21 protein-coding genes and 1 other annotated feature are annotated in these 23853 nt (G+C 64.3%); of the genes, 16 read left to right on the top strand and 5 right to left on the bottom strand.

Going from position 1 to position 23853, the window contains the following annotated elements:
- Positions 1 to 2: 2 nt before the first annotated feature.
- The 11 genes from JHX88_RS04970 (at position 3) to JHX88_RS04920 (ending at position 12763) form a co-directional block, all read left to right on the top strand.
- On the top strand, positions 3 to 830 hold the full coding sequence (locus JHX88_RS04970) for an ABC transporter permease (RefSeq protein WP_076525785.1): 828 nt from the start codon (positions 3 to 5) through the stop codon (positions 828 to 830).
- A 4-nt stretch (positions 831 to 834) separates the two neighbouring features.
- Positions 835 to 2436 (top strand): ABC transporter ATP-binding protein, encoded by a 1602-nt coding sequence (locus JHX88_RS04965; RefSeq protein ID WP_076525783.1) that lies wholly within the window; start codon positions 835 to 837, stop codon positions 2434 to 2436.
- The gene (locus JHX88_RS04960; protein WP_076525781.1) at positions 2433 to 3314 is read left to right on the top strand and encodes an alpha/beta hydrolase; all 882 of its coding nucleotides are present in this window, start codon (positions 2433 to 2435) and stop codon (positions 3312 to 3314) included. Before JHX88_RS04965 ends, JHX88_RS04960 begins: the two co-directional genes overlap by 4 nt.
- Before the next feature lie 273 nt (positions 3315 to 3587).
- Positions 3588 to 3643 (top strand) — a sequence feature (sul1 is cis-regulatory element that is thought to sense ions involved in sulfur or methionine metabolism; They are found in Alphaproteobacteria).
- A 73-nt stretch (positions 3644 to 3716) separates the two neighbouring features.
- Entirely contained in the window at positions 3717 to 5213 is a 1497-nt protein-coding gene (locus JHX88_RS04955; protein ID WP_076525777.1) for a SulP family inorganic anion transporter, read from the top strand.
- A gap of 13 nt (positions 5214 to 5226) precedes the next feature.
- Complete coding sequence (locus tag JHX88_RS04950; protein ID WP_076525776.1) at positions 5227 to 6078, top strand: universal stress protein; 852 nt, start codon at positions 5227 to 5229, stop codon at positions 6076 to 6078.
- 245 nt (positions 6079 to 6323) lie between these two features.
- Positions 6324 to 7418, top strand: coding sequence for an ABC transporter ATP-binding protein (locus JHX88_RS04945; protein WP_076525774.1), 1095 nt, complete (start codon positions 6324 to 6326; stop codon positions 7416 to 7418).
- Between the two features lie 22 nt (positions 7419 to 7440).
- Positions 7441 to 8409 (top strand): ABC transporter substrate-binding protein, encoded by a 969-nt coding sequence (locus JHX88_RS04940; protein ID WP_076525773.1) that lies wholly within the window; start codon positions 7441 to 7443, stop codon positions 8407 to 8409.
- A 16-nt stretch (positions 8410 to 8425) separates the two neighbouring features.
- Positions 8426 to 10150: an ABC transporter permease gene (locus JHX88_RS04935; protein WP_076525771.1), complete on the top strand. Its 1725-nt coding sequence runs from the start codon at positions 8426 to 8428 to the stop codon at positions 10148 to 10150.
- The gene (locus JHX88_RS04930; protein WP_076525769.1) at positions 10138 to 11160 is read left to right on the top strand and encodes an MBL fold metallo-hydrolase; all 1023 of its coding nucleotides are present in this window, start codon (positions 10138 to 10140) and stop codon (positions 11158 to 11160) included. Before JHX88_RS04935 ends, JHX88_RS04930 begins: the two co-directional genes overlap by 13 nt.
- 2 nt (positions 11161 to 11162) lie before the next feature.
- Complete coding sequence (locus tag JHX88_RS04925; RefSeq protein WP_076525767.1) at positions 11163 to 11756, top strand: protein-tyrosine phosphatase family protein; 594 nt, start codon at positions 11163 to 11165, stop codon at positions 11754 to 11756.
- Positions 11753 to 12763 carry a LacI family DNA-binding transcriptional regulator gene (locus JHX88_RS04920; RefSeq protein WP_076525765.1) on the top strand — a complete coding sequence of 337 codons (1011 nt, stop codon included), beginning with the start codon at positions 11753 to 11755 and terminating at the stop codon, positions 12761 to 12763. The genes JHX88_RS04925 and JHX88_RS04920 overlap by 4 nt, the downstream gene beginning before the upstream one ends.
- Positions 12764 to 13129: 366 nt before the next feature.
- On the opposite strand, the gene JHX88_RS04915 is transcribed toward JHX88_RS04920, so the two are convergent.
- From JHX88_RS04915 to cobU, 5 genes are all read right to left on the bottom strand, one after another.
- Entirely contained in the window at positions 13130 to 15022 is a 1893-nt protein-coding gene (locus JHX88_RS04915; RefSeq protein WP_076525763.1) for a TRAP transporter large permease, read from the bottom strand.
- A complete protein-coding gene (locus JHX88_RS04910; RefSeq protein ID WP_076525761.1) occupies positions 15019 to 15660 on the bottom strand; it encodes a TRAP transporter small permease subunit in 642 nt (213 codons plus the stop codon). The genes JHX88_RS04915 and JHX88_RS04910 overlap by 4 nt, the downstream gene beginning before the upstream one ends.
- Before the next feature lie 123 nt (positions 15661 to 15783).
- Positions 15784 to 16497: an adenosylcobinamide-GDP ribazoletransferase gene (gene cobS / locus JHX88_RS04905; protein ID WP_141225818.1), complete on the bottom strand. Its 714-nt coding sequence runs from the start codon at positions 16495 to 16497 to the stop codon at positions 15784 to 15786.
- Positions 16490 to 17443 carry a nicotinate-nucleotide--dimethylbenzimidazole phosphoribosyltransferase gene (cobT, locus tag JHX88_RS04900; protein ID WP_076525757.1) on the bottom strand — a complete coding sequence of 318 codons (954 nt, stop codon included), beginning with the start codon at positions 17441 to 17443 and terminating at the stop codon, positions 16490 to 16492. Before cobT ends, cobS begins: the two co-directional genes overlap by 8 nt.
- A complete protein-coding gene (gene cobU / locus JHX88_RS04895; protein WP_076525756.1) occupies positions 17430 to 17960 on the bottom strand; it encodes a bifunctional adenosylcobinamide kinase/adenosylcobinamide-phosphate guanylyltransferase in 531 nt (176 codons plus the stop codon). Before cobU ends, cobT begins: the two co-directional genes overlap by 14 nt.
- A 125-nt stretch (positions 17961 to 18085) precedes the next feature.
- On the opposite strand from cobU, the gene JHX88_RS04890 reads away from it, so the two are divergent.
- The 5 genes from JHX88_RS04890 (at position 18086) to JHX88_RS04870 (ending at position 23675) form a co-directional block, all read left to right on the top strand.
- The gene (locus JHX88_RS04890) at positions 18086 to 19690 is read left to right on the top strand and encodes a peptide ABC transporter substrate-binding protein (RefSeq protein WP_076525754.1); all 1605 of its coding nucleotides are present in this window, start codon (positions 18086 to 18088) and stop codon (positions 19688 to 19690) included.
- 91 nt (positions 19691 to 19781) lie between these two features.
- Entirely contained in the window at positions 19782 to 20705 is a 924-nt protein-coding gene (gene oppB, locus JHX88_RS04885) for an oligopeptide ABC transporter permease OppB (RefSeq protein ID WP_076525752.1), read from the top strand.
- Between the two features lie 24 nt (positions 20706 to 20729).
- Positions 20730 to 21635 (top strand): ABC transporter permease subunit, encoded by a 906-nt coding sequence (locus JHX88_RS04880; protein ID WP_076525750.1) that lies wholly within the window; start codon positions 20730 to 20732, stop codon positions 21633 to 21635.
- Between the two features lies 1 nt (position 21636).
- A complete protein-coding gene (locus tag JHX88_RS04875) occupies positions 21637 to 22653 on the top strand; it encodes an oligopeptide/dipeptide ABC transporter ATP-binding protein (protein ID WP_076525749.1) in 1017 nt (338 codons plus the stop codon).
- Complete coding sequence (locus tag JHX88_RS04870) at positions 22650 to 23675, top strand: oligopeptide/dipeptide ABC transporter ATP-binding protein (protein ID WP_076525747.1); 1026 nt, start codon at positions 22650 to 22652, stop codon at positions 23673 to 23675. The genes JHX88_RS04875 and JHX88_RS04870 overlap by 4 nt, the downstream gene beginning before the upstream one ends.
- Positions 23676 to 23853 lie beyond the last annotated feature (178 nt).

The raw sequence follows: 23853 nt of genomic DNA, 5'->3' as shown, positions 1-23853 counted from the left end.
CCATGACCAGCATGATCCGCAATCTGCGAACGCTTCCGCCAACGGCGATCTTTGGCATCCTTGTCATCATCGCCTATGCCGTCACCGCCATCCTCGCCCCCCTGCTCGCCCCATATGGGCAGGCCGAGATCGTCGGAGCCCAGTTCGAGCCATGGGGCGGGGCCTTTCCATTGGGCACCGATACATTGGGCCGGGACATGCTGTCGCGGCTGATATGGGGTGCGCGCAACACCGTCGGCCTCGCGCTGGCCACCACCGTGCTGGCATTCGCCATCGGGGCGGTCGGCGGGCTTGTCGCCGCGGCCATCGGCGGATGGACCGACCTGGCGCTGTCGCGCCTCGTCGATGTGCTGATGGCGGTGCCCTCGCTGATCCTGACCCTGCTTGCCCTGTCGGCGCTCGGCCCCGGTCTTCTCAACCTCGTGCTGGTGATCGCGATACTCGATTCCACGCGGGTCTTCCGGCTTGCAAGGGCGACCGCCATGAATGTCATGGTCATGGACTACGTCGAGGCAGCCCGGCTGCGTGGCGAGGGAACCTGGTGGGTAATCCGCCGCGAGGTGCTGCCCAATATCTCGGCTCCGCTGATTGCCGAGTTCGGTCTGCGCTTCTGCTTCGTGTTCCTGATCATTTCGGCGCTGTCATTCCTTGGCCTCGGCCTGCCGCCCCCGATGGCCGATTGGGGGGCGATGGTGCGGGCCAATGCCGCCCTGATTACCTTTGGCGACATCACGCCGCTCTTGCCTGCCGCCTGCATCGCGCTGCTGACGGTCTCGGTGAATTTCGTCGTCGACTGGATGCTGCACCGCGCCTCGGGATTGAAGGATTGATGCCATGCTGCTTGAAATAGAGAACCTGAAGATCGAGGCCAGAGGCGAAGACGGCTGGAACCCGATCCTGCATGGCGTGGATTTGCGCGTCGCGCGAGGCGAGGTCGTGGGGCTGATCGGCGAATCCGGCGCGGGGAAATCAACGCTCGGCCTTGCCGCGATGGGCTTCGCGCAACCGGGCCTGCGCTTTGCGGACGGAAAGATCGTCTTTGACGGCACCGACCTCGCCAGCCTGTCGGAACAAAAGCGGCGGACCTTCCGCGGACGCAGGGTCGCCTATGTCGCGCAATCGGCGGCGGCCAGCTTCAACCCGGCATGGCGTTTGCTCGACCAGTTCTGCGAGGCACCCGCGATCCACGGCACCGCGACGCGGGCAGAATCCGAGGCCTTCGCCCGCGATCTCTATGCCCAGATGCACCTTCCCGATCCGGACCAGTTCGGCCTGCGGTTCCCGCACCAGGTCTCGGGCGGGCAGTTGCAGCGGGCGATGGTTGCCATGGCCATGGCCTGCAAACCCGACCTGATCGTGTTCGACGAGCCGACGACCGCGCTGGACGTGACCACGCAGATCGGAGTTCTGGCCGCGATCCGGCAAGCCGCGCAGGCAAGCGGCTCGGCGGCGATCTATATCACCCATGATCTGGCCGTGGTCGCGCAGATGGCCGACCGCATCAAGGTCATGCGCCACGGCCGCGAGATCGAAGAGGCCCCCACGCGCGAGATGATGACAGCGCCGAAACAGGACTACACCCGGTCTCTCTGGGCCGTGCGCGAATTTCGCCGGCCCGAGCGGGACCTGCCGAAGGCGGACTCACCCGTGATCTCGGTCAAATCGGTCACGGCGGGATATTCCGGCGAGAATGTCCTGAACGAGGTCAGCTTCGATATTCCCAAGGGTTCGACCGTTGCCGTGGTGGGGGAATCCGGCTCGGGGAAATCCACTGCAGCGCGTGTCATCACCGGCCTGCTGCCACCCCGGCAAGGCGGGATCGAACTGAACGGACAGCCCCTGCCCCCGCGCCTGGCGGAAAGATCGCGGGATCAGCTTCGTGCCGTGCAGATGATCTACCAGATGGCGGATACGGCGCTGAACCCGCGCCAGACCATCCGGCAGATCCTGTCGCGGCCGTTGCATTTCTATCTCGGCCTGACCGGCAAGGCACGCGAAGCGCGTTTGCGTCAACTGATGGAACAGATCGAGATGGACCCCGCCGAGTTCCTCGACCGCCTGCCGGGTGAATTGTCGGGCGGGCAGAAACAAAGGATCGGCATCGCCCGCGCTTTGGCCGCCGACCCGGAATTCATCATCTGCGACGAGGTGACCAGTGCGCTGGACCAATTGGTCGCCGAAGGCATCCTGCGCCTGCTCAGCCGGTTGCAGGACGAAACCGGGGTGTCCTACATGTTCATCACCCATGACATCGCCACGGTCCGCGCCATCGCCGATCAGGTCGTGGTCATGAAGAACGGGCAGGTCATGGATATGGGCAGCCAGGCCGAGATGCTTGATCCGCCGCGCCACGAATACACACAGGAACTGCTGGCCTCGGTTCCACAAATGGATCCGGACTGGCTGACCCGGCGGATCGCGGAGGGAGTCGCATGATCACAGATCCACAGGTGCTGGAATTCATCGCCGAGACACAGGCGACCTATCCCGACGAGACCAACGGCGCCGGGATCGACGAAAACCGCCGCCATTACAACGCCATGTGCGACGTCTTCCGCGCCCCGCGCCCCGAAGGCCTGCAGGTCGAGGATCGCGCCGTCGGTGGCGTGCCATGCCGGGTCTATGGCCCGCCATCTGCGGTCTGCGTGATCTATATCCATGGTGGCGGCTTCGTTGTCGGTGGCCTGGACAGCCATGACGATGTCTGCGCCGAGATCGCGGATGCCGCCGGGCTGCAGGTTGTCTCGGTGGATTACCGCCTTGCGCCGGAACATCGCTGGCCCGCGCAGATCCGCGATGTCGAAAGCGTCTGGCAGGCGCTGGATCAGCCGGCTGTCGTGGTCGGAGACAGCGCGGGCGCCATGCTGGCGGCTTCGCTCTGCCTGTCGCAGCGGGGCCAGAGGCAGCCGCTTGGCCAGGTGCTGATCTATCCCGGATTGGGCGGCGATGGCAGCGCTGCGTCATATCGCGACAACGCCGAGGCACCGCTTTTGCGCACCGCCGATCTGGGCGGCTATCAAGGCGCATTGCATGGCGATGACCCGGTCACCGACCCCTTGGCGCGGCCGTTGCACGCCGCCGAGCTGGATGGCCTCTCCCCGGCCTTCATCGTCAGCGCCGATATTGACCCGCTCCGCGACGATGCAAGCGAATATGCCGTGCGGCTGCAACAGGCGGGCGTTCGGGTGCAGCTTCGCAACGAGGCGCAACTGCCGCATGGCTATCTGCGCGCCCGACGCACATCCGACCGCGCGCGCCTGAGCTTTCAGGCAATCATCGCCGCGATCATCAGGTTCGCGAACGAGGGCGCTTGAGCGCGGCATCTGCCCTCCATGCATCAGACGCCATGACCAAGGATCATGTGAAGCATGAACCTCGGTCATGGCCAGCGCCCCCGGCAATCGGTTCGATCGCCGATTGCATGCTTCCTGCTCATTGATCTGGCATATTATTTCATGGTTCCCGGTAGGGTTTTCGACTTGCTCCAAGCCGAGAGGAACCGGCTGGCCGCAATGCAACCAACCAATGGATTTTTGCACCGGGCGGTTGTCAATCTCACGTAGCTATGTCTATGAGACCGCCATGCGCAAGGACCCGGTGAAAGCCCGGGTGGCTCTTCCGGCCGCTGATCCGCCGGACAATCCTTTGGTAAACCCCAACTGCAATGCCGGAACGCCTCTGCAAGAGGTCAACCGACACAGGGTATTGGACTGCAAATGATCTCACTTTCCGCCTACCGCCAGCAATGGTTCGGGAATATTCGCGGCGATTTGCTGGCTGGCATCGTCGTCGCGCTCGCTCTCATTCCTGAAGCCATCGCCTTCTCCATTATTGCGGGCGTCGACCCCAAGGTCGGGCTTTATGCCTCGTTCTCGATTGCCGTCATCATCGCCTTCGTGGGCGGACGGCCGGGCATGATTTCTGCCGCCACCGCAGCAACCGCCGTCTTGATGATCACGCTGGTCAAGGATCACGGGCTGCAATACCTGCTGGCGGCCACGGTGCTGGCCGGGCTTTTGCAGATTGGCGCCGGTTTCCTGAAACTCGGGCGCTTCATGCGCTACGTCTCACGCTCGGTGATGACCGGCTTCGTGAATGCGCTGGCGATCCTGATCTTCATGGCGCAGCTGCCGGAACTGGACCTGGGCAAGCCGGATGTCACATGGCTGACCTACGCGCTGGTGGCAGTAGGGCTGGCGATCATCTACCTGTTTCCGCGCATCACCAAGGCAATTCCGTCACCGCTCGTGACCATCGTGCTGCTCACGGCGCTGATCGCGGTGACCGGTTGGAATGTCCGCACGGTTGCTGACATGGGTGCGCTTCCCGACACGCTGCCGGTATTCCTGATCCCGCAGATCCCGCTGAACCTCGAGACCCTGCTGATCATCTTCCCTTATTCAGTCGCCGTTGCGATCGTCGGTTTGCTGGAAAGCCTGATGACCGAGAACATCGTCGATGACCTGACGGACACCAAATCGGACCGCAACCAGGAATGCATCGGCCAGGGCATCGCCAATACCGCCACCGGCTTTATCGGCGGCATGGCAGGCTGCGCGATGATCGGGCAATCGATGATCAACGTCAAATCCGGCGGGCGCGGGCGTTTGTCCACCTTCACCGCAGGTTTCGCACTGCTGATCCTGGTCGTCGGACTCGGCGATCTGGTCGGCCAGATCCCGATGCCCGCATTGGTCGCGATCATGATCATGGTCTCGATCGGGACGTTCAGCTGGTCCTCGATCAAGGCGCTGCGCGTGCATCCGCGTTCATCCTCGATCGTGATGATCGCGACCGTGGTCACGGTGGTCTACACGCATAACCTCGCCATCGGCGTTCTCGTCGGTGTGCTGCTTTCAGGGATCTTCTTTGCCCGCAAGATCGCGCAGCTGTTCCGGATCAGGACCGAGCTGTCTTCGGATGGCCGCCAACGGAGCTATGTCATCGAGGGGCAACTGTTCTACGGCTCGACCGAGGAATTCGCCAATGCCTTCGATTTCAGGGAAGCCGTCGACCGGGTCGTCATCGATGTCAGCCGGGCGCATATCTGGGATATCAGCTCTGTCCAGGCTCTTGACATGGCGATCCTGAAATTCCGCCGCGAGGGTGCCGATGTCGAACTGATCGGCATGAACGAAGCCTCGGAAACGCTCGTCGACAAGCTTGCCATCCATGACAAGCCCGGCGCGATGGAAAAGCTGATGGGACATTAGGGAGGAGAACCAGATGAGCAAGATACTCGCATTGGTGGACGGGTCCATCTATTCCGAAAGCGTGTGCCATCACACGGCATGGATCGCCAGCCGCCTGAACGCGTCGGTCGAGATCATGCATGTGATCGGCCGCCGCGAAACCGCAGCCAGTTCAGATCTGTCCGGAGCATTGAAGCTTGGCGCGCGCTCGGCATTGCTGGACCAGCTCTCGAAGCTCGACGAAGAACGCGCCAGGCTCGCACAAGCCCAGGGGCATGCTATCCTCGAAGATGCGAAAGCGATCCTCGAGCAAGACGGCGTCGGGCCGGTGGTGTCCCGGCTCCGCAAGGGCGATCTGCTGGAAGCCGTGAAGGATTTCGAGCAGGAGATGCGCGTCATCGTGATCGGCAAGCGGGGAGAGGCCGCCGATTTCGCGACAGGGCATCTGGGCTCCAACCTCGAACGCGTCGTGCGTTCCGCGAAAGTGCCGGTCTTTGTCGCGTCACGGGCCTTCCAGCCGATCAACAAGGTTCTGGCCGCCTATGACGGCAGCAAAAGCACCGAAGCCGCGATCGCCCGAATGATCAAGAGCCCGACCTTCGAGGAGCTCGACATAACCCTGGTCTATGCGGGCGAGGAACAGCCGGCGATCCAAGGCAAGCTTGACGATGCCGCCCAAAGGCTGGCGGCTGCGGGCCGTCAGGTCACGACCCGGATCGTGCCGGGAGAGCCTGAAACGGCTCTCGACAAGCTGGTATCGGAAGAAGGCTTCGATCTTCTCGTCATGGGCACCCATGGTCACCGCCGCATCCGCAGCCTGATCATCGGCTCGACGACGACGGCAATGATCCAGGCCTGCAAGGTTCCAGTGCTGCTCTACCGGTAAGACGCCCAAGGTTTTGCACAGAAAAGGCGCTGGCCTCTTGTCCGAGGGGCCAGCGTATCGCGAAGAGCTGCTGGATAATGTCAGCCTGTGCTGGCGTTCCGGTCGCCGCGCAGACTGCGGATCGCCCCCGCTGGCCTGATCAGCTTCACTAATCATTCATATTCCCGTCACCCGGTTGTCGCGCATTCATGCGATGCCGCCACCTGTATTGCACAGCTTTGCAATGACATGTCGCGGAGACCGGAATGGCCAGGATCGAGATCGAAAATCTGGACAAATCCTTTGGGCAGACACAGGTGCTGCGCGAAGTCTCGCTGTCCATCGAGGCCGGTGAGTTCGTCTCGGTCCTCGGCCCGTCGGGTTGCGGCAAGACGACGCTTCTGCGCTGCCTCGCCGGGTTCGAACATATCGACGGCGGGCGGATCGAGGTGGGCGGACAGGTCGTCTCGACCCCCGAACGCCATCTGCCGCCCGAACGGCGCGGCATCGGCGTGGTGTTCCAGAATTACGCGCTCTGGCCGCATATGACGGTCGCAAAAAATGTCGCCTACGGGCTGAAGATCGCGGGCGTTCCGCGCAGCGAGCGCGAGACGCGCGTGGCCCGCGTGCTGGATCTGGTGGAACTCGGCGCATTGGCACAGCGCCGTCCCGCCGATCTGTCCGGCGGTCAGCGGCAAAGGGTGGCCCTTGCCCGTTGCCTGGCGATGGAAAGCCGTGTCGTGCTGCTGGACGAACCCCTCGCCAATCTGGACGTGCATCTGCGCAGCGCCCTGGAAGAGGAATTCGCCGCCTTCCATGCCCGCTCTGGCGCCACGATGTTCTACATCACCCATGATCAGGCCGAGGCCTTGGCACTGGCCGATCGCGTCGCCGTCATGGACCGGGGCCGGATCATCCAGTTCGACCGGCCCGAGGCGCTGTTCCGCCAGCCTGCCAGCGAAACCGTCGCGGGGTTCATCGGCGAAGGCCGGGTGATCGAGGCCGAGGATATCCGCCCGCTTGGCGATGGCCATGCCTCTGCCTCGTTGCTGGGGCAGCCGGTGCGTCTGCGCTGCGCCCCCGGCCAGCGCGGGCAGGACCGCGGCAGGATCTCGGTTCATCCCGGCGACCTGCAATTGCTGAGCGACGACCTCCAACCCGGTATCGAGGCGCATGTGACCCGCGCCACCTATCGCGGAGCTTACCTGCGCGCCGAACTGGCCGCCGGACCATCGGCCTCGGTGCCGCTCTCGATCAATGTCGCTGCCCCCTCCTCGCTGGATCGCGGGCAGCGCGTCCGTATCGCCCTGCGCGATGGCTGGGTCATTCCCGACCCTGTCACCCCCACCACGCAACCCTGAATCGAATGAAGGACCGAACGATATGCGTCTTTTCCCACTGACACTTGCCGCCTCGCTGATGACCGGCGCGGCCTATGCCGAAACCACGCTGACCCTCTATACCAGCCAGCCGCCCGAGCAGGCGCAAAGCACCGTCGATGCCTTCGAGGCGGCCCATCCCGACATCAAGATCGAGTGGACCCGCAACGGAACCTCGGCACTGATGAACGTGATCCGCGCCGAGATCGAGGCCGAACAGATCCAGCCCGACCTGCTGCTGGTCGCCGACAATATCAACCTGGGCGAATTGAAGGCGGGCGGCCACCTGATGGCCTATCCCGAGGCCCCGGTCGAAGGTTACGACGCGGCGACCTATGACCCGGACATGAGTTATTTCGGGACCAAGGCCATCACCACCGGCATCGCCTACAATCCCGAGATCGCCGAGCCGGTCGAAAGCTGGGCGGAACTGCTGACCGAGGAAAATCGTGGCCAGATCGCGGTGCCCAGCCCGCTCTATTCCGGCGCGGCGCTGAACCATCTGCATGCGCTGATCAATGCCGAGGGGATCGGTTGGGACTTCTATCAGGGCCTGAACGATCTGGATATCGTGCCCGAGGGCGGCAACGGTCCGGCCACCAAGGCGGTCGCGTCCGGCATGGCGAAATACGCCATCCTCGTCGATGCCAACGCGCTGCGCGCCAAGGCTGACGGTTCGCCCATCGATTTCATCGCGCCGAAGGATGGCGTGTCCTTCATCACCGAGCCGGTGGCGATCATGTCCACGACAGAACATCCCGACGCGGCCAAGCTCTTCGTCGATTTCCTGCTGAGCGAAGAGGGCCAGAAGCTGGTCGCCGAGCAGGGTAACCTGCCGATCATGCCGGGCGTCGCGGGACCCGAAGGCTTCCCGGAACTCGCCGATATGAAACTGCTTGGCTATGACGCCGATACAGCCGTTTCGACGGATGCCGAGACACGCGCGAAATTCTCGGACATCTTCGGGCTGTGAATCTGTGGAACTGGCAATGAACAGATCGGGGCGCCCCTTGCGGGCGCTTCGGCATCTCACGCGGGCAGGAGACGAGCACGCGGTGGTGGCGCTGCTTGTCCTGTTCGTCGGCCTGCTGTCGGTCGCCCCACTGGCGCGGTTGGGATATGCCGCGCTGATGCCGGATGGCAGTTTCAACGGCGCACGGATCACCGAGCTTTTGGGCGGACGCCGGGTCATCGAGGCCACGCTCAACACGGTCTGGATATCGATCTCGGCCACCGCGCTGGCCACCGTGATCGGCACGGCAGCCGCGCTGCTTGCCGGGCTGTCGGACATGCGCAGCCGCACGGCATGGGTGTTCGGTTTCGTCCTGCCGCTGATGATCCCGCCGCAGGTGACGGCGCTGGCATGGGTGCAGGCCTTCTCGCCCGCCAGCCCGCTTCTGGGCGCCCTCGACCTGTCGCTCCCCCCCGGCACGCGCCACCCGCTCTATTCCGCAGGCGGCATCGTCTTTCTGCTGGGGCTCTACAACGCGCCACTGGTCTTCCTGTCGGTGCGCGCCAGCCTGCATCGCCTGCCCGCCCCGCTGATCGAGGCCGCACGCTCGGCGGGGGCCGGAGCCCTGCCGGTGACGCGGGACATCGTCCTGCCGCTGATCCGCGGCGGCATCTTCGCGGGGGCGGCGCTGGCCTTCGTGTCCTCGATCGGCAATTTCGGCATCCAGGCGATGTTGGGCATTCCGGCAAGGGTGCCGACCCTGATCACGCTGATCTATCAGCAACTGAACTCTTACGGCCCGTCGGCGCTGAACGACATGGCGCTGCTGGCACTGCTGCTGGCGGTCCTGACCCTGTCGGGCATGGCGCTGACCGCATGGTTGGGACGGCGCGGAGATCAACGCGTGAACAGCGCCGCCCGCCCCCCGCGCCTGTCCTTGGGGCGCTGGCGCATGCCGGTGACGCTGCTGGCATGGGGCTATCTGGCGCTCTGCCTCGTGCTGCCGCTGACCGCACTTCTCGGCACGGCGTTGGTGCGCGGCTATGGCCAGCCGCTAAGCGCCGAAACCCTCACATTCGAAAACTTCGCCAATGCGCTGTTCCACCATCCCGGCATCCGCGACGCCTTCCTGACCAGCCTGTGGCTGACGCTGGCGGCGGTGGCGGTTCTGGTGCCGATCTCGGTCGCGCTCGGCTATATCCTGAGCTGGCGGCGCGGACGGATCGCGCGCGCGCTGATGATCGCCTCGGAACTGGCCTATGCGCTGCCCGGCATCATCATCGGCGTCGCGATGATCCTGTTCTTCCTGAGGCCCCTGCCGTTCATCGGCACCGGGCTCTACGGCACGATCTGGGTGATCCTTGCCGCCTATCTGTCGAATTTCCTTGCCCTCGCGCTGCGCCCGATCCTTGGCGGATATGCGCAGATGGACCGGGCGCTGGACGAGGCCGCACAACTGACCGGGGCGGGCCTGCTGACCCGTCTGCGCGATATCGTGCTGCCTAGCCTCGCGCCGGCAGCGATGGCCTCTGGCGTGCTGGTTTTCATGACCGCGATCAACGAGATACAGGTCTCGGTCCTGCTGGTCTCGTCGCGGGCACAGACCATTGGCCCGATGATCATCTTCCTCGAAGAGGCGGGCTCATCGACCCTCGCGGCGGCAGTGGGCTGCCTGATGGTGGCGCTGATCCTGGTGCTGATGCTTGCCAGCCTGCTGTTCCGCCGCCGCCTTCCACCCGGAGTGCTGCCATGGCAAGACTGACCGCGATCAGCGGGTTGGGCCGCAAGAGCGCCGCCATCTTCCTGCTGGAACATTCGGGCCGCCGCCTGCTCTTCGATCTTGGCGCCGGACTGGAGGCGGGCGAGCGCCCCGACCTGTCAGCGGCGGGCCGGGTCGATGCGGTGCTGCTGAGCCATGCCCATATCGACCATTGCGGCAGCCTCGACCGGCTGGAAGAACTGGGCAATCCGCCGGTTTTCGCCACCGCCGAGACGCTACGGCAACTGCCCGGCGGGTGCCCTGCCACGGTCCACCACTTGCCCTTGCACGGTGTGACGCCGGTTCTGGGCCTGCCCCTGCAAACCGGACAGTCGGGACATGCGCCGGGTGGTATCTGGCTGCACATGCCCACCGAGGCGGGCGGTTTCCTCTATACCGGGGATTTCAGCACCGAGGCGTGCGCCCTGCCCTTCGCCCCGTTTCCCAAGGCCGCGACCGTGCTGGCCGACACATCTTATGGCGACCGTGACGAGCCGCTGACAGATCAGGTCGAGCGCATCGCCGAGGTCGCACGGACAGGCGCTGTCCTGCCGACACCCGCTGCCGGACGAGGACCGGACATGGTCGAGGCCCTGCAGGCGCGGGGACTGACCGTCCATGCCTGCGCCGGTATCGCCGCTGAAATGCGCGGGTTTCGCGGCAAGCCCGTCCCGGTGGTCGGAGCCCATGACGCCCGCCCCGATCAGGTCGTCGTTGCGGTGGGCGCAGTCGCCGAAAGCGGGCTGCCTGCCACCCTGCTGGAACGGCAGGAATTCCGACTGATCTTCTCCAGCCACCTGCCGCACAGCAGCCCCGCTCATGCGGCGGTATCGTCTGGCCGGGCGCGCTGGATGCCGTGGAATGTCCATCCACGACGCCGCGACCTGCTGGCCATGGCCGAACACTGCGAGGCCCGGCAGGTTATTCCCGCCTTCACCGATCTGGCCAAGGCGCCTCTCTTGTGCCGCGCCCTCGGGAGCCGCCTGATCCGCGAAACACCCGTCGAGGTCTGACCATGCCCGCCCCCCGCCATTTCCTGCCCGGCACCGCGCCGCATTCCGAGACGCAAGAGGATGCGGCCTTCCTGCTGATCCCTGTCGCTGACGCACCGGGACCGGGGCTGACCCGGCTTTTCCTCGGCAATCTGAGCGCTGCCGAGGATGCCGAAGCGCTGGCCGCTGCAGGCATAACCGCCTCGCTGAACCTGGCAATGAACATCTTCCCCGGCCCGCTGGCGCTGCCGGACGGCACGCAGATGCGCCGCTACCAGATCGGATTGCTGGACGGTCCGGGAAACGCCCCGCAATTATTCGAGGCCGCCATCCGGCTGATCGACGGGCTCGCGGCAACCTATACCGAGGGTAAACCGCATTACCCGCCGCACCGGCCCGGCGGGCTTCTGGTGCATTGCCGGGGCGGGCGGTCGCGCTCGGTCGCAGTTCTCGCGCTGTGGCTGCATCTGCGCCGCCACGCCGATTTCCCCGATCTCGACGCGGCACTGACATATCTGCGAGGTCTACGCGGGCTGGACGAAGGCTATCCCCTGCCCCCGATGATCGCACTGGCGCGGCAGGCACAAACGCAGCTTTCCGCGAGACCCGGTAGATGACCGCCCCGGACAAAAGCGCCCGCTTCGTGTCCTCGGCCGATGTCGCCCGGCTGGCGGGGGTCTCGCGCTCGGCCGTGTCGCGCGCCTTCACGCCCGGAGGTTGCGTCTCGCCTCCGACCCGCGCCCGCATCCTCGCCGCCGCGGAAGAACTGGGCTATCGCGTCAACCGGCTTGCCCGGATATTGCACCAGGACCGCTCGGATCTTGTCGGCGTGGTCGGCGCGAATTTCGCCAATCCCTATATCTCGGCCCAGTTCGACGCGCTTAGCGCCGAAATGCACCGGCGAAACCTGCAATGCCTGCTGCTCAACAGCGCGGGCACGGCGAAAGCCACTGATCTCGCACGACTTCTGGACTACCGGGTGCGGACGGTGGTGCTGCTGTCAGGCGCGGCTCCGGACCGGTTGATGCGGCTTTGCGCGGCCAACGGGGCACGGATGGTACTGATCAACCGCCCCGCCCGGCCCAGTGGCGCATTGGCCGACCTGATCCTCGCCGATTCCGCTGCCGGGGGGCGACTGGCGGCAGAGCGGCTGGCAATGGCAGGCTGCCGGCATGTCGCAGTGGTGGTCTCGGGCTCGCGCACCTCGGCCAAGCGGGTTCGCGCGCGGGCCTTCTGCGACGAGATGACGGCGCGCGGCATCCCGGTCACACGGTGGGAGAAGGGGCCGAACAACTACCAAACCGGCATCGACGCCGCCCGCTCCCTTCTGGCAAGCCCCGGAATCGACGGCATTTTCGGCGTCACCGACGAGATCGCGCTCGGCGTGCTGAACACGGCGCGCTTCGAACTCGGCCTCCGGATTCCCGGCGATTTGTCGGTGATCGGCTTCGACGACGCGCCGATCTCGGATTGGTCCTCGCATCGGCTCACCACGATCCGGCAATCCCTGCCCGAACTGACCCGCGCCACGATGGACGCCATCGAGCGCCCGGCCGAAGCCCCCCCGACCCGCACCGAGATCCCGGTCACCCTGGTCGAGCGTGACAGCGCCGCCCCTGTTTGAACAGTGCAACAGCAGCGTACGTTGCATCGGGCACTGCCCGCAACACCACGCCCGGTTTGACCAGCAAATGCTGGGAATCCGGCGGCACAACCCGTGCACCGAACGTGCACAGGGCGTACACAGCCCGTACACAGGCAGCGTGCGTTGCACGACGTTTCGGCCCCATTCACGCGAAAGAAGAGGCCTCCGCCACCCGAACCCGGAACCGGCGCGCCAAATCCAGTACGAAAAACATACTGGATTGAGCCGCCCCTTCTTCTTTAGACAAACACCTCCGGGGGGCCGGGGGCAGGCAGCCCCCCGGCCATCGCGGGACGCAATCCGATCAGATCCTGGCAGCACCCCGCCCGGCTTTCATCGCCTCGCTCAGTTCCCGTCAAGCCCCGGCGGCGGCCCGCCACCAAGGCCAAGCCCGCCCGCCGGATCATTCGTGCCCTCTTCCGGTGCCGCCGCTCCGTTGTCGTTAAGGGTGTCGGTCTCACCTTGCGGAGCGCCGAAATCCGGAGCTCCGTCAAGTCCGCCCAACGTGCCGAAGCCACCCGACGATGTCGCAGCTTCTTCGCCACCGCCTGACTGCCCGAAGGGTGAGCCACCCAAGCCGCCAAGCTGGCCAAAGCCACTTCCGCCGCTGGCGCCCGAGCCCATTCCGCCTGACGGGATCTCGATCCTGACATTCGACGTATCCACCGGCGCCCCTTTGTAATGCAGCACCATCTGCGGGAAGCTGATCACGACAGCGATCATCACGATCTGAATGAACACGAAGGGCACCGCACCCCAATAGATCTGGCTGGTCTTGATCGGCGCGATGGTCTGCCCCGTCACCCGGTCGGCATAGGGTTCCCGTGGCGCGACCGAGCGCAGATAGAACAATGCAAAGCCGAATGGCGGATGCATGAAGCTGGTCTGCATGTTCACACCCAGGATCACCCCGAACCAGATCAGGTCGATGCCCAGGCTTTCGGCGGCGGGAGCCAGAAGCGGGACGATGATGAAGGCCAGCTCGAAGAAGTCGAGGAAGAAGGCCAGGAAGAACACCAGGAACGACACGGCGATCAGGAAGCCGTATTCGCCCCCCGGCAGCGAGGTCAGCAGATGCTCGACCCAAATATGCCCGTTGACCCCGTAGAAGGTCAGCGAGAAGACCCGGGCGCCGATCAGGATGAACATCACGAAGGCCGAGAGCCGGGTTGTTGCCGCAAGCGCCTGGCTGATGACTCGCATGTTCAGCCGCCCTTTGCCCGCGGCGAGGACCAGCGCGCCGACAGCCCCCATCGCGCCGCCTTCGGTCGGGGTGGCGACGCCGAGGAAGATCGTCCCCAGCACAAGGAAGATCAGCGCGAGCGGCGGGATCAGCACGATGATGACCTGCTGGGCCAGATGCGACATCACGCCGGTCTTCAGCACCCTGTCCAACACCGCCACGAGATAGACGGCGATCACCGCCATTCCGGCAGCCAGGATATCGGCATCGTTTCCATGCGTCGGATGCAGCCATTTCCACGCCAGGTAGAAAACCCCGACGCCAGCCGCCAGCGCGACAAGCAGCGAGGCAATCCCCGAGCCGAGCGTCCGCGCCTCTTTCGGCAGGGCGGGCAGCGCGTTCGGGCGGATGATCGACATGACGAAGACATAGCCCAGGTAGATGCCGGTCAGCACCAGGCCGGGGATCAGCGCGCCTTTGTACATGTCCCCGACCGAGCGCCCCAGCTGGTCGGCCAGCACGATCAGCACCAGGCTGGGCGGGATGATCTGCGCCAATGTCCCCGAGGCCGCGATCGCCCCCGTAGCGATCCGGCGGTCATAGCCATAGCGCAGCATGATCGGCAGCGAGATCAGCCCCATGGCGATCACCGAGGCCGCCACGACGCCCGTAGTCGCGGCCAGCAAGGCGCCGACGATGATAACGGCATAGGCAAGCCCGCCCCGCACCGGGCCGAAAAGCTGACCGATCGTGTCCAGCAGGTCCTCGGCCATGCCGGATTTCTCCAGCACGATCCCCATGAAGGTGAAGAACGGCACCGCGAGCAGCGTCTCGTTCGACACGACCCCGTTGAAGAACCTGTCGGGGATTGCCCGCAATAATGGCCAGTCCAGATGGATCGTGCCGGCCGACAGCGGCGCCAGCTCGACCCCGACGATAAAGAACAGCAGCCCGTTCGCGGCCAGCGCGAAGGCGACCGGATAGCCGAGAATAAGGAAGACGATCAGCGAAAGGAACATGATCGGCGCCATGTTCTGCGCGATGAGCTCCATCATTTGCGTGTCTCCCCGCCCCGGTTGTCTTTCCCGTCACTCTCCTTGCCATCCGGATCGGCAAACCCGGCCTGCGCCAGCAGTTCCGGATCGACCTCCAGCGGGACATGATGACCGGTGGACGCGTGCTGATCCTCGATCAGGCCGCGCATGATGGCGATCTTCTTGATGATCTCGGAAATGCCCTGGAAAAACAGCAGCACGAAGCCCGTGAACAGCACCGTCTTGGCGGGCCACAGGATCAGCCCACCGGCATTCATCGACATTTCGCCGGAATTGATGCTGCGCACCAGCCATGGCCACATCAGCCACAGCGACAGGATCACCATCGGCATGAGAAAGAAAGTATGCCCGATCAGGTCGATCCAGTGCTGGGTCCGCCGCGAACGGCCGCCATAAAGGATATCGATGCGGATATGCTCGTTCTCCAGCAGCGTATAGGCCGCCGCCAGCAGGAACGCTCCACCGTAAAGATACCATTGCAATTCGAGCCAGGCATTGGATGAGATGCTGAAAACCTTGCGGATGATCGCATTCCCCGCGCTGACGAAAATTGCCAGCAGGATCAACCAGGACGCGCTGCGCCCGATCAAGCTGTTCACTCGGTCGATGCCGCGCGACAAGGCCAGAAGGCCGCCCATGATTCCCTCCCTCGGAAAACACCCCCGCGGATGCGGGGCCGCCGGTTTTCCGGCGCTTTTAAACTGTGCGGGGGTATGCGCGAAGCTCTCGCAGGGGTCAAGAAAATCCCTGACAGCCGCCGTCTAGATCGCCAGGGCAAAACCGACCAGCATTGCCGTCTCGGTCAGGATCGAGGCCGTGCCGAGAACGTCGCCAGTATGACCGCCAAGCCATTTCCGCGCCTGCCGGATGGTGAAGCCCGTGGCCGCCAATCCCGCGACCAATGCAATGAACGCGCCGTCTCCGGCCCAGAACAGGCACAGGATAGCAATGAGCGAAGCCACCCCCAGATTGCGCGCGCCGGGCGCACCGGCGGCATGACCCAGACCATCCGGGCGGGCGGGTGGCATGGCCCCAAGGGTCAGCACGGTCGCCGTGCGGCCACAGGCGGCGGCGGCGATCAGATGCCAGGGCCCCAGCACGCCAAGCGCCGTCACGCGGATCAGGCTGGTCAGGATCAGGGCGATCACCCCAAAGCTGCCGATTGCTGAATCCCGCATGATCCGCAAGCGATCCTGCTTGTCTCGTCCGCCCGCGGCATCGGTGAAATCGGCAAGGGCATCCTCGTGCAGCGCCCCGGTGAACCAGGTCGCCAAAGCAACTGACAGGGCGGCATGCAGCAAGGCCGGTCCGGGCAGCAGAAACGGCAGCGATGCCACCGCCCCGACGACCACGCCAGCCAGCGGAAACGCCCAGCTGCTCGCCGAAAGGGGCAATATCCGCTGCGGCAACAGGCGTTCCAGCGGCAGGCGCGTCAGGAACACCAGCGCCAGGATGAATTGATGCCATTTAGCCAATTCCGGCCTCCGCGAAAGTCGCCATGCCGTTATGACATTCGACCGCAGCGCGCAGCAAGAGTAGCGCCACCGCCGCGCCAGAGCCCTCTCCCAACCGCATGTCGAGAGACAGGACCGGCCTCATGTTCAAGGCAGCGACAAGGCGGCGATGTCCGGGCTCGGCGCTTTCATGGCCGATCAGGCAATGGCTCAGCGCCTGCGGATCGTCGCGGGTCAGCACCGAGGCCGCCGCCGTGCATATGAACCCGTCCAGGATCACCGGCAGTCCCAGTTCCCGCGCCCGCATGACCGCGCCGCAGATCGCCGCCTGCTCGCGCCCGCCGAACGCCGCCAGCGCCTCGCGCGCAGTGACCGGCCGATGCCGGGCAAGCCCCGCCTCGACGGCCTGCAATTTCCGGGACAGGATATCCCCTTCGGCGCCGGTGCCCGGCCCGACCCAATCCTGCGCATCCCCGCCGAAACCCGAGGCCGCAAGCGCCGCCGCGACGGTAGAATTGCCGATCCCCATCTCGCCCAAAAGCAGGATATCGGCATTCGCATCGACCGCGCTTGCACCCTGGGCCATGGCGTCCTCGACCTCGGCGGGGTCCATGGCGGGGCCTTGCGTGAAATCTCGGGTCGGGCGGTCCAGTTCCAGAGGCAGGACCGACAGCCCCGCCCCCGCCACCCGGCAAAGCTGGTTGATCGCCGCCCCGCCGGCGCGGAAATTCTGCACCATCAATTCCGTCACCTCGGGCGGAAACGGGTTCACGCCCTGCGCGACGATGCCATGATTGCCCGCGAAAACGATGGCCTGCGCGCGGTCCAGCCGGGGCCGTTCGCGCCCCTGCCACCCGGCCAGGAACACCGCCAGTTCCTCGAGCCTGCCAAGGGAACCCGGCGGCTTGGTCAGGCTGTCCTGACGGCTGCGCGCAGCTTTCGCCGCCTGTTCGTCATATGAGCGCATCGATATCCTCCCGCGCAGGTTTCAGCTGCAGGGGCTGACCGCTGACCGACATCCAGACCTCGTCCGCGACCTCGGCCACTGCCTGATTCATCCAGCCATGCTGATCACGAAAACGACGCGCCATGGCGTTGTCCGGCACAACCCCAAGCCCCAGCTCGTTGGTCACCAGCACGACAGGCGTGCATTGCTGACGCAAGGTCAGGATCAGCGCTTCGATATCGGCGGACTCCCCGCAATTGGCCAGCCACAAGGTCAGGCAATCGACCAGCCGGACGCCCCGGCCATCGCTGTCCCGCAAGGCCCGGTCCAAGGCGACCGGCTCTTCGATTGTGTTCCATCTTTCGCCGCGACGCTGTTGATGTTGAAGAATTCTTTCTTCCATCTCGCCATCCCGAGACTCTGCCGTGGCGATATAGATCCAAGGCAGATCATGGCGCGCGACAAGCCGTTCGGCCAAGGCCGATTTACCTGACCGTGCCCCGCCGGTGACCAGCGTGATATGCCCCTGCTTCGTCATTTCGGCCTCTCTTCCACAACTATGGTCGATGGAAAAGTGACAATTCAACTTTACGCCATCCGCCGTTGATTTAACTTCATCCCATTCCGGTGCAAAGGCACCGACATTCAACAAGGAGGAACGCTATGACAAAGCTGTTCACGACGACCGCGCTTGTGGCCGCCCTGGCCCTGCCCGCATATGCCGCCCAGCCCGCAGAGGGCGAAAGCCTGGCCGAGGACCAGTCGCTCAGCTTCTGGATTCTCGACGCGATCAAATCCGCCGATCCGCAGCTGACATCGTCCCGAACCGATTCGGACATGATCCGGCAGCTTTTCGAAGGGTTGATGAACGAGGACGAGACCGGCGCCATGGTCCCCGGCGTCGCCGAAAGCCATGAAGTCAGCGAGGACGGGTTGACCTATACCTTCCATCTGCGCGATGCGAAATGGTCCAATGGCGATCCGGTGACCGCGGGCGATTTCGTCTATGCGTGGCGACGTGCCGTGAACCCCGAGACGGCTTCGGAATATGCCTGGTTCATGGAGCTGATGAACATCACCAACGCGACCGAGATCGTGAATGGCGAGACAGCACCGGAAGAGCTTGGCGTCACCGCCGTCGATGACAAGACGCTGGAAGTCAAACTGCACAAGCCGACACCGTATTTCCTCAAGACATTGTCGCATTCCACGACCTACCCCACCCCGCAAACGGTGATCGAAGAGCATGGCGACGCCTGGACCCGGGCCGGCAATATGGTGGGGAACGGCGCCTATGTCCTGAAAAGCCACGATCTCGGCGTCGAGGCCGTGCTGGTCAAGAACGACGAATACTGGGATGCAGAGAACACCATCATCGACGAGGTAAAATTCGTCACCGTCAACGATCAGAACACCGGCCTGACCCGCACGCTGGCGGGCGAGATCGACTGGATGAACCAGCTTCCCGCCGGGCAATTCCCGCGCCTGAAAGAGGAACATGGCGATTCGGTCGTGGCGCCGCCATGGGCCTGCTCTTACGCCTATATCTTCAACCTGTCGGACAAGGGCCCCGAAGAGCTCAAGGATCTCAAGGTGCGTCAGGCGCTGTCCTATGCGGTCGACCGCGACATCATTGTGGACAAGATCCTGCAGGGCGGCCAGGAACCGGCCTATTTCTGGACCCATTGGGCCATCGAGGGTTTCGAAGCGCCGGAAATTGAGATGGCTGGCTGGACACAGCAGGAACGGCTTGAGAAAGCCAAGGCCCTGCTGGCCGAAGCGGGGTACGGTCCCGACAACCCGCTGGAGCTGACGATCCAGTACAATACCTCGGAGGACCACAAGAAACTGGCCATCGCGGTTCAGCAGTTCTGGAAAGCCATCGGCGTGAACGTGACGCTGAACAATTACGAATGGAAGGTCCATATCGACCGCCTGAACAACCAGGATTTCGAGATCGCCCGCTATGCATGGTGCGGCGATTACAACGAGGCTTCCACTTTCCTCGACTACTTCCGCACCGACGGTTACAATCAGGGCAAATGGTCCAACGCGGAATATGACAAGCTGCTTGCCGAGGCCGCGACCTCGGAAAACCCGGCCGAGCTTTACAAGCAGGCCGAGCAAATCCTGATCGGCGACATGGCCCTGGCCCCCGCCTATCACTATTCGCAGCCGCAATATATCGAGCCGAGCCTGCGCGGCGCGCCGCTCGAGAACGTGATGATGAGCTGGTACGCCAAGGACATGTATCGCGTGGCAGAGTAATCCCGTTCAAGAAAACCAGCCGGGAGGGGTTCCATCTCCTCCCGGCTTTGGTCATATAGCCTGACCTAAAAAACGCAGGGAGGCTGCGCCAATGTTCGCGTTTATCATGCGGCGGCTGGCGGTGGCGATACCGACGCTGCTGCTGCTGATTGTCATTTCCTTTGTTCTGATGCACCTGGCCCCCGGTGGTCCGTTCTCGCATGAGCGGGAACTCCCGGCACGTGTGCTGGCCAATCTGAACGCCAAATACGGTCTGGACGAACCACTCTGGCGCCAGATCGTCAATTATGTCTACGGGATCGTCGTCCATTTCGATTTCGGCCCCAGCTTCGTCTATCCCGACCGCACGGTGAACGAATTGCTCGCCGATGGTTTCCCGGTGACGCTGACCTATGGCTCGCTGGCCTTTCTGGGCGCCGTGCTGGTCGGAGTAAGCCTGGGGGTGGCCGCCGCGATCCGCCATAATAGCTGGCTGGATTATCTGGCCGTGGGTATCTCGATCGGGGCGCAGGTCCTGCCGAATTTCGTCATGGCGCCGATCCTCGTGCTGATCTTCACGCTGTGGTATCGTATCCTGCCCGGCGGCGGCTGGAGTTTCAGCGATCCCAGCTTCTGGATCATGCCGGTGGTCGCTCTGGCGACCAGCTACATGGCCTCGATCGCACGGATCACCCGCTCGTCCATGTTGGAGGTGCTGGGCAGCAACCATATCCGCACTGCCCGTGCCAAGGGCATGCCCGAACATCGCGTCATCCTGCGCCACGCATTGAAACCGGCGATGCTGCCGGTCATCAGCTATCTGGGCCCGGTCTTCGTGTCGATGATCACCGGCTCGGTGGTGATCGATCTCTATTTCTCGACCGGCGGCATCGGCAAGGCCTTCGTCGAAAGCGCGCTGAACCGCGATTACGCGGTGATGATGGGCGTGACGATCCTGATCGGAGCGCTGACCATCCTGTTCAACCTCGTCGTCGATATCCTCTATGCGTGGATCGACCCAAAGATCCGGTACTGAGCCATGGTGATAGAGCAAGATAAGATGCAAAGCCTCGCCACCCGCATGGTCGAGGAAGAGGTCAAGGGACGCAGCCCATGGGCCGATGCCCGCAAGCGCTTCCTGCGCAACAAGGCGGCGATGGCGGGACTGGTGATCCTGATCCTCGTGGCGCTCTTCGCGCTGTTCGGCGACCTGATGGCGGTCTGGTCGAACGAAGAGCTGGACTTCGCCGTCATGGGACAGGTCGCCACGATGGGGGCCCCCTCGCTGGAAAACGGCCATTACTTCGGCACCGACGATCTGGGCCGCGACCTGTTCTCGCGCACCGTGCAGGGCACGCAGATCTCGCTGATGGTCGGCATCGTCGGTGCCGGCATCGCGGTGATCGTCGGCACGCTTTACGGTGCGACAGCGGGCTATGTCGGCGGTCGCACCGACCAGTTCATGATGCGGGCCGTCGATATCCTGATGTCGATCCCCTACATGTTCGTGCTGATCCTGCTTCTGGTCATGTTCGGCCGCTCGATCGCCATGCTGTTTTTGGGCATCGGCCTGATCTCGTGGCTGGAAATGTCGCGGATCGTGCGCGGCCAGACGTTGTCGCTGAAGAACCGCGAATTCATCGAGGCCGCCCGCGCCACCGGCGTCTCGAGCTGGAAGATCATCATCCGCCATATCGTCCCGAACCTGCTCGGCGTGGTCGCCGTCTATGCGACGCTGCTGGTGCCTCTGATGATCCTGACCGAAAGCTTCATCAGCTTCCTCGGTCTCGGCGTGCAGGAACCGCTGACCTCGTGGGGCGCGCTGATCTCGGAAGGAGCGGGCACGATGAATTATGGCACGCTCTGGCAGCTTGCCTTCCCGCTGTTCTTCTTCGTCATCACCCTTTTCGGCTTCTTCTTCGTGGGCGATGGCCTGCGTGACGCCCTGGACCCGAAGGATCGCTGACATGGCATTACTCGACATCAACGATCTCAGCGTCAGCTTCCGGACCAATGACGGCATGGTGCAGGCGGTGAACAACGTGAGCCTGTCGGTGGACCAGGGAGAAACGCTCGGCGTGGTCGGCGAATCCGGCAGCGGCAAATCGCAGCTTTCCTTCGCCATCATGGGGCTTCTGGCCAAGAACGGGCAGGCCACCGGCTCGGTCCGTTTCGACGGGCAGGAGATCCTGAACGCGCCGCCGAAAATCCTCAACCGCATCCGGGCCGAGAAGATCGCGATGATCTTCCAGGATCCGATGACATCGCTCAATCCCTATATGCGGGTCTCGGACCAGATGACCGAGGTGCTGACCCTGCACAAGGGCATCTCGCGGCGCGAGGCCGTGACCGAGGCCGTGCGGATGTTGGACGCGGTGAAAATCCCCGATGCCAAGGGCCGTATGCGCCTCTATCCGCACGAATTCTCGGGCGGGATGCGGCAACGGGTGATGATCGCCATGGCACTGCTCTGCCGCCCCCGCCTGTTGATCGCGGACGAGCCCACCACGGCGCTCGACGTGACGGTGCAGGCGCAGATCATGACGCTCTTGGCCGAGCTGCGGCGCGAATTCGGCATGGCGATGATCCTGATCACCCATGACCTGGGCGTCGTCGCAGGATCATGCGAGCGGGTCGCCGTCATGTATGGCGGCCGCATCCGCGAGACGGGACCGGTCGGGCCGCTGTTCGAGGCACCCGCCCATCCCTATACGCAGGGCCTTCTGAGCGCGATCCCGAGGATCGATCACGAGGGCGACGAGCTGTCGGCCATTCCCGGCTCTCCTCCCAACATGACGCGCCCGCCCGCAGGCTGCGCCTTCGAGCCCCGCTGCCCCTACCGGCGCGAGGATTGCGCCTGCCAGCGCCCCACGCTGGACGAATTCGCCCACGCCCGCGCCCGCGCCTGTTTCGCGCCGCTGGATGACGTGCTGCAGCGGCGCCTGCCCCAAGCCCAAACCGCGACGCAAGGTGGACAGCCATGACCAGACCCCTGCTCGATGTGCGCGACCTGCGCGTGACCTTTCATATCCGGCGCGAGGGCGACCTGCCCTGGACCCCGCCCCGCGAATTGCATGCGGTGGGCGGCGTGGATTTCACCCTCGCTCCCGGTGAAACCCTTGGCGTCGTGGGCGAATCCGGCTGCGGGAAATCGACGCTGGCCCGCGCGCTGATCGGCCTCGTCCCGGCCTCAGGACAGGCCGAATGGATCGACGGCAAGGATCTGATCGGGCTCTCGCCCCGGCAGATGATGACATATCGCAGCGATATCCAGATGGTGTTCCAGGATCCGCTGGCCTCGCTCAACCCGCGCATGACGGTGGGCCAGATCATCGCCGAGCCGCTCACTACCCATCACCCCGGCCTGAAACGCGCCGAGGTGAAAGAGCGGGTCAAGGCGATGATGGAAAAGGTCGGACTGCTGCCCAACCAGATCAACCGCTATCCACATGAATTCAGCGGCGGCCAGTGCCAGCGCATCGGCATCGCCCGCGCCCTGATCGTCGAGCCGAAGCTGATCATCTGCGACGAGCCGGTCAGCGCGCTGGATGTCTCGATCCAGGCGCAGGTGATCAACCTGCTGATCCGCCTGCAGCGGGAACTGAACCTCGCGCTGGTTTTCATCGCCCATGACCTGTCAGTGGTGAAGCATATCAGCGACCGGGTGATGGTGCTCTATCTGGGCCGGGTGATGGAGATCGCCTCTTCCGACGATCTCTATGCCGCGCCCCAGCACCCCTATACCCAGGCCCTGTTATCGGCGGTGCCGGTGCCCGATCCCGCGCATGACATGGCCGGATCGGTGGTGCCGCTGGCCGGCGATCTGCCCTCTCCACTCAACCCGCCCTCCGGCTGCGTCTTCCGCACCCGCTGCCCGCGCGCCACAGAAAGATGCGCCGCAGAGGTGCCGGTCCTGCAGGGTGCCGATCACCAGACCGCCTGCCATTTCCCCGGCCCGCTCACTGCAGAGGAAATCGCCATCGCAAGAAGGACCGAGGCCGCATAGCAAACCGGGATCGCAACTTCGGCCAGATCACCCGGGCCACTCCAAAGCGCCCTCTGCCATTTCTTCTTCATACAAATATCCCGTGGGGTCGCCGGGAGGTCGCGCCACTGGTTCGAGAACCAGCCGGCGACGGGGGCGTGAAGCCCCCGGCCATCGCGGGACGCAACTCATCGGCGCT

It is taken from the genome of Paracoccus saliphilus, from assembly GCF_028553805.1.
GTDB classification, from domain to species: domain Bacteria; phylum Pseudomonadota; class Alphaproteobacteria; order Rhodobacterales; family Rhodobacteraceae; genus Paracoccus; species Paracoccus saliphilus.
The sequence above is the reverse complement of the archived record's forward strand: the minus strand, read 5'-3'. Positions and strand labels throughout refer to the sequence as shown.

Bases quoted from the DNA above. Each gene is read 5' to 3' on its own strand.
- JHX88_RS04915 (WP_076525763.1), bottom strand. From the start codon at position 15,022: ATGATGGAGCTCATCGCGCAGAACATGGCGCCGATCATGTTCCTTTCG.
- cobT (WP_076525757.1), bottom strand. From the start codon at position 17,443: ATGCGCTCATATGACGAACAGGCGGCGAAAGCTGCGCGCAGCCGTCAG.
- JHX88_RS04920 (WP_076525765.1), top strand. From the start codon at position 11,753: ATGACCGCCCCGGACAAAAGCGCCCGCTTCGTGTCCTCGGCCGATGTC.
- JHX88_RS04870 (WP_076525747.1), top strand. From the start codon at position 22,650: ATGACCAGACCCCTGCTCGATGTGCGCGACCTGCGCGTGACCTTTCAT.
- JHX88_RS04940 (WP_076525773.1), top strand. From the start codon at position 7,441: ATGCGTCTTTTCCCACTGACACTTGCCGCCTCGCTGATGACCGGCGCG.
- cobU (WP_076525756.1), bottom strand. From the start codon at position 17,960: ATGACGAAGCAGGGGCATATCACGCTGGTCACCGGCGGGGCACGGTCA.
- JHX88_RS04880 (WP_076525750.1), top strand. From the start codon at position 20,730: ATGCAAAGCCTCGCCACCCGCATGGTCGAGGAAGAGGTCAAGGGACGC.
- oppB (WP_076525752.1), top strand. From the start codon at position 19,782: ATGTTCGCGTTTATCATGCGGCGGCTGGCGGTGGCGATACCGACGCTG.
- JHX88_RS04930 (WP_076525769.1), top strand. From the start codon at position 10,138: ATGGCAAGACTGACCGCGATCAGCGGGTTGGGCCGCAAGAGCGCCGCC.
- JHX88_RS04910 (WP_076525761.1), bottom strand. From the start codon at position 15,660: ATGGGCGGCCTTCTGGCCTTGTCGCGCGGCATCGACCGAGTGAACAGC.
- JHX88_RS04945 (WP_076525774.1), top strand. From the start codon at position 6,324: ATGGCCAGGATCGAGATCGAAAATCTGGACAAATCCTTTGGGCAGACA.
- JHX88_RS04955 (WP_076525777.1), top strand. From the start codon at position 3,717: ATGATCTCACTTTCCGCCTACCGCCAGCAATGGTTCGGGAATATTCGC.
- JHX88_RS04875 (WP_076525749.1), top strand. From the start codon at position 21,637: ATGGCATTACTCGACATCAACGATCTCAGCGTCAGCTTCCGGACCAAT.
- JHX88_RS04890 (WP_076525754.1), top strand. From the start codon at position 18,086: ATGACAAAGCTGTTCACGACGACCGCGCTTGTGGCCGCCCTGGCCCTG.
- JHX88_RS04950 (WP_076525776.1), top strand. From the start codon at position 5,227: ATGAGCAAGATACTCGCATTGGTGGACGGGTCCATCTATTCCGAAAGC.
- JHX88_RS04965 (WP_076525783.1), top strand. From the start codon at position 835: ATGCTGCTTGAAATAGAGAACCTGAAGATCGAGGCCAGAGGCGAAGAC.
- JHX88_RS04970 (WP_076525785.1), top strand. From the start codon at position 3: ATGACCAGCATGATCCGCAATCTGCGAACGCTTCCGCCAACGGCGATC.
- JHX88_RS04960 (WP_076525781.1), top strand. From the start codon at position 2,433: ATGATCACAGATCCACAGGTGCTGGAATTCATCGCCGAGACACAGGCG.
- JHX88_RS04925 (WP_076525767.1), top strand. From the start codon at position 11,163: ATGCCCGCCCCCCGCCATTTCCTGCCCGGCACCGCGCCGCATTCCGAG.
- JHX88_RS04935 (WP_076525771.1), top strand. From the start codon at position 8,426: ATGAACAGATCGGGGCGCCCCTTGCGGGCGCTTCGGCATCTCACGCGG.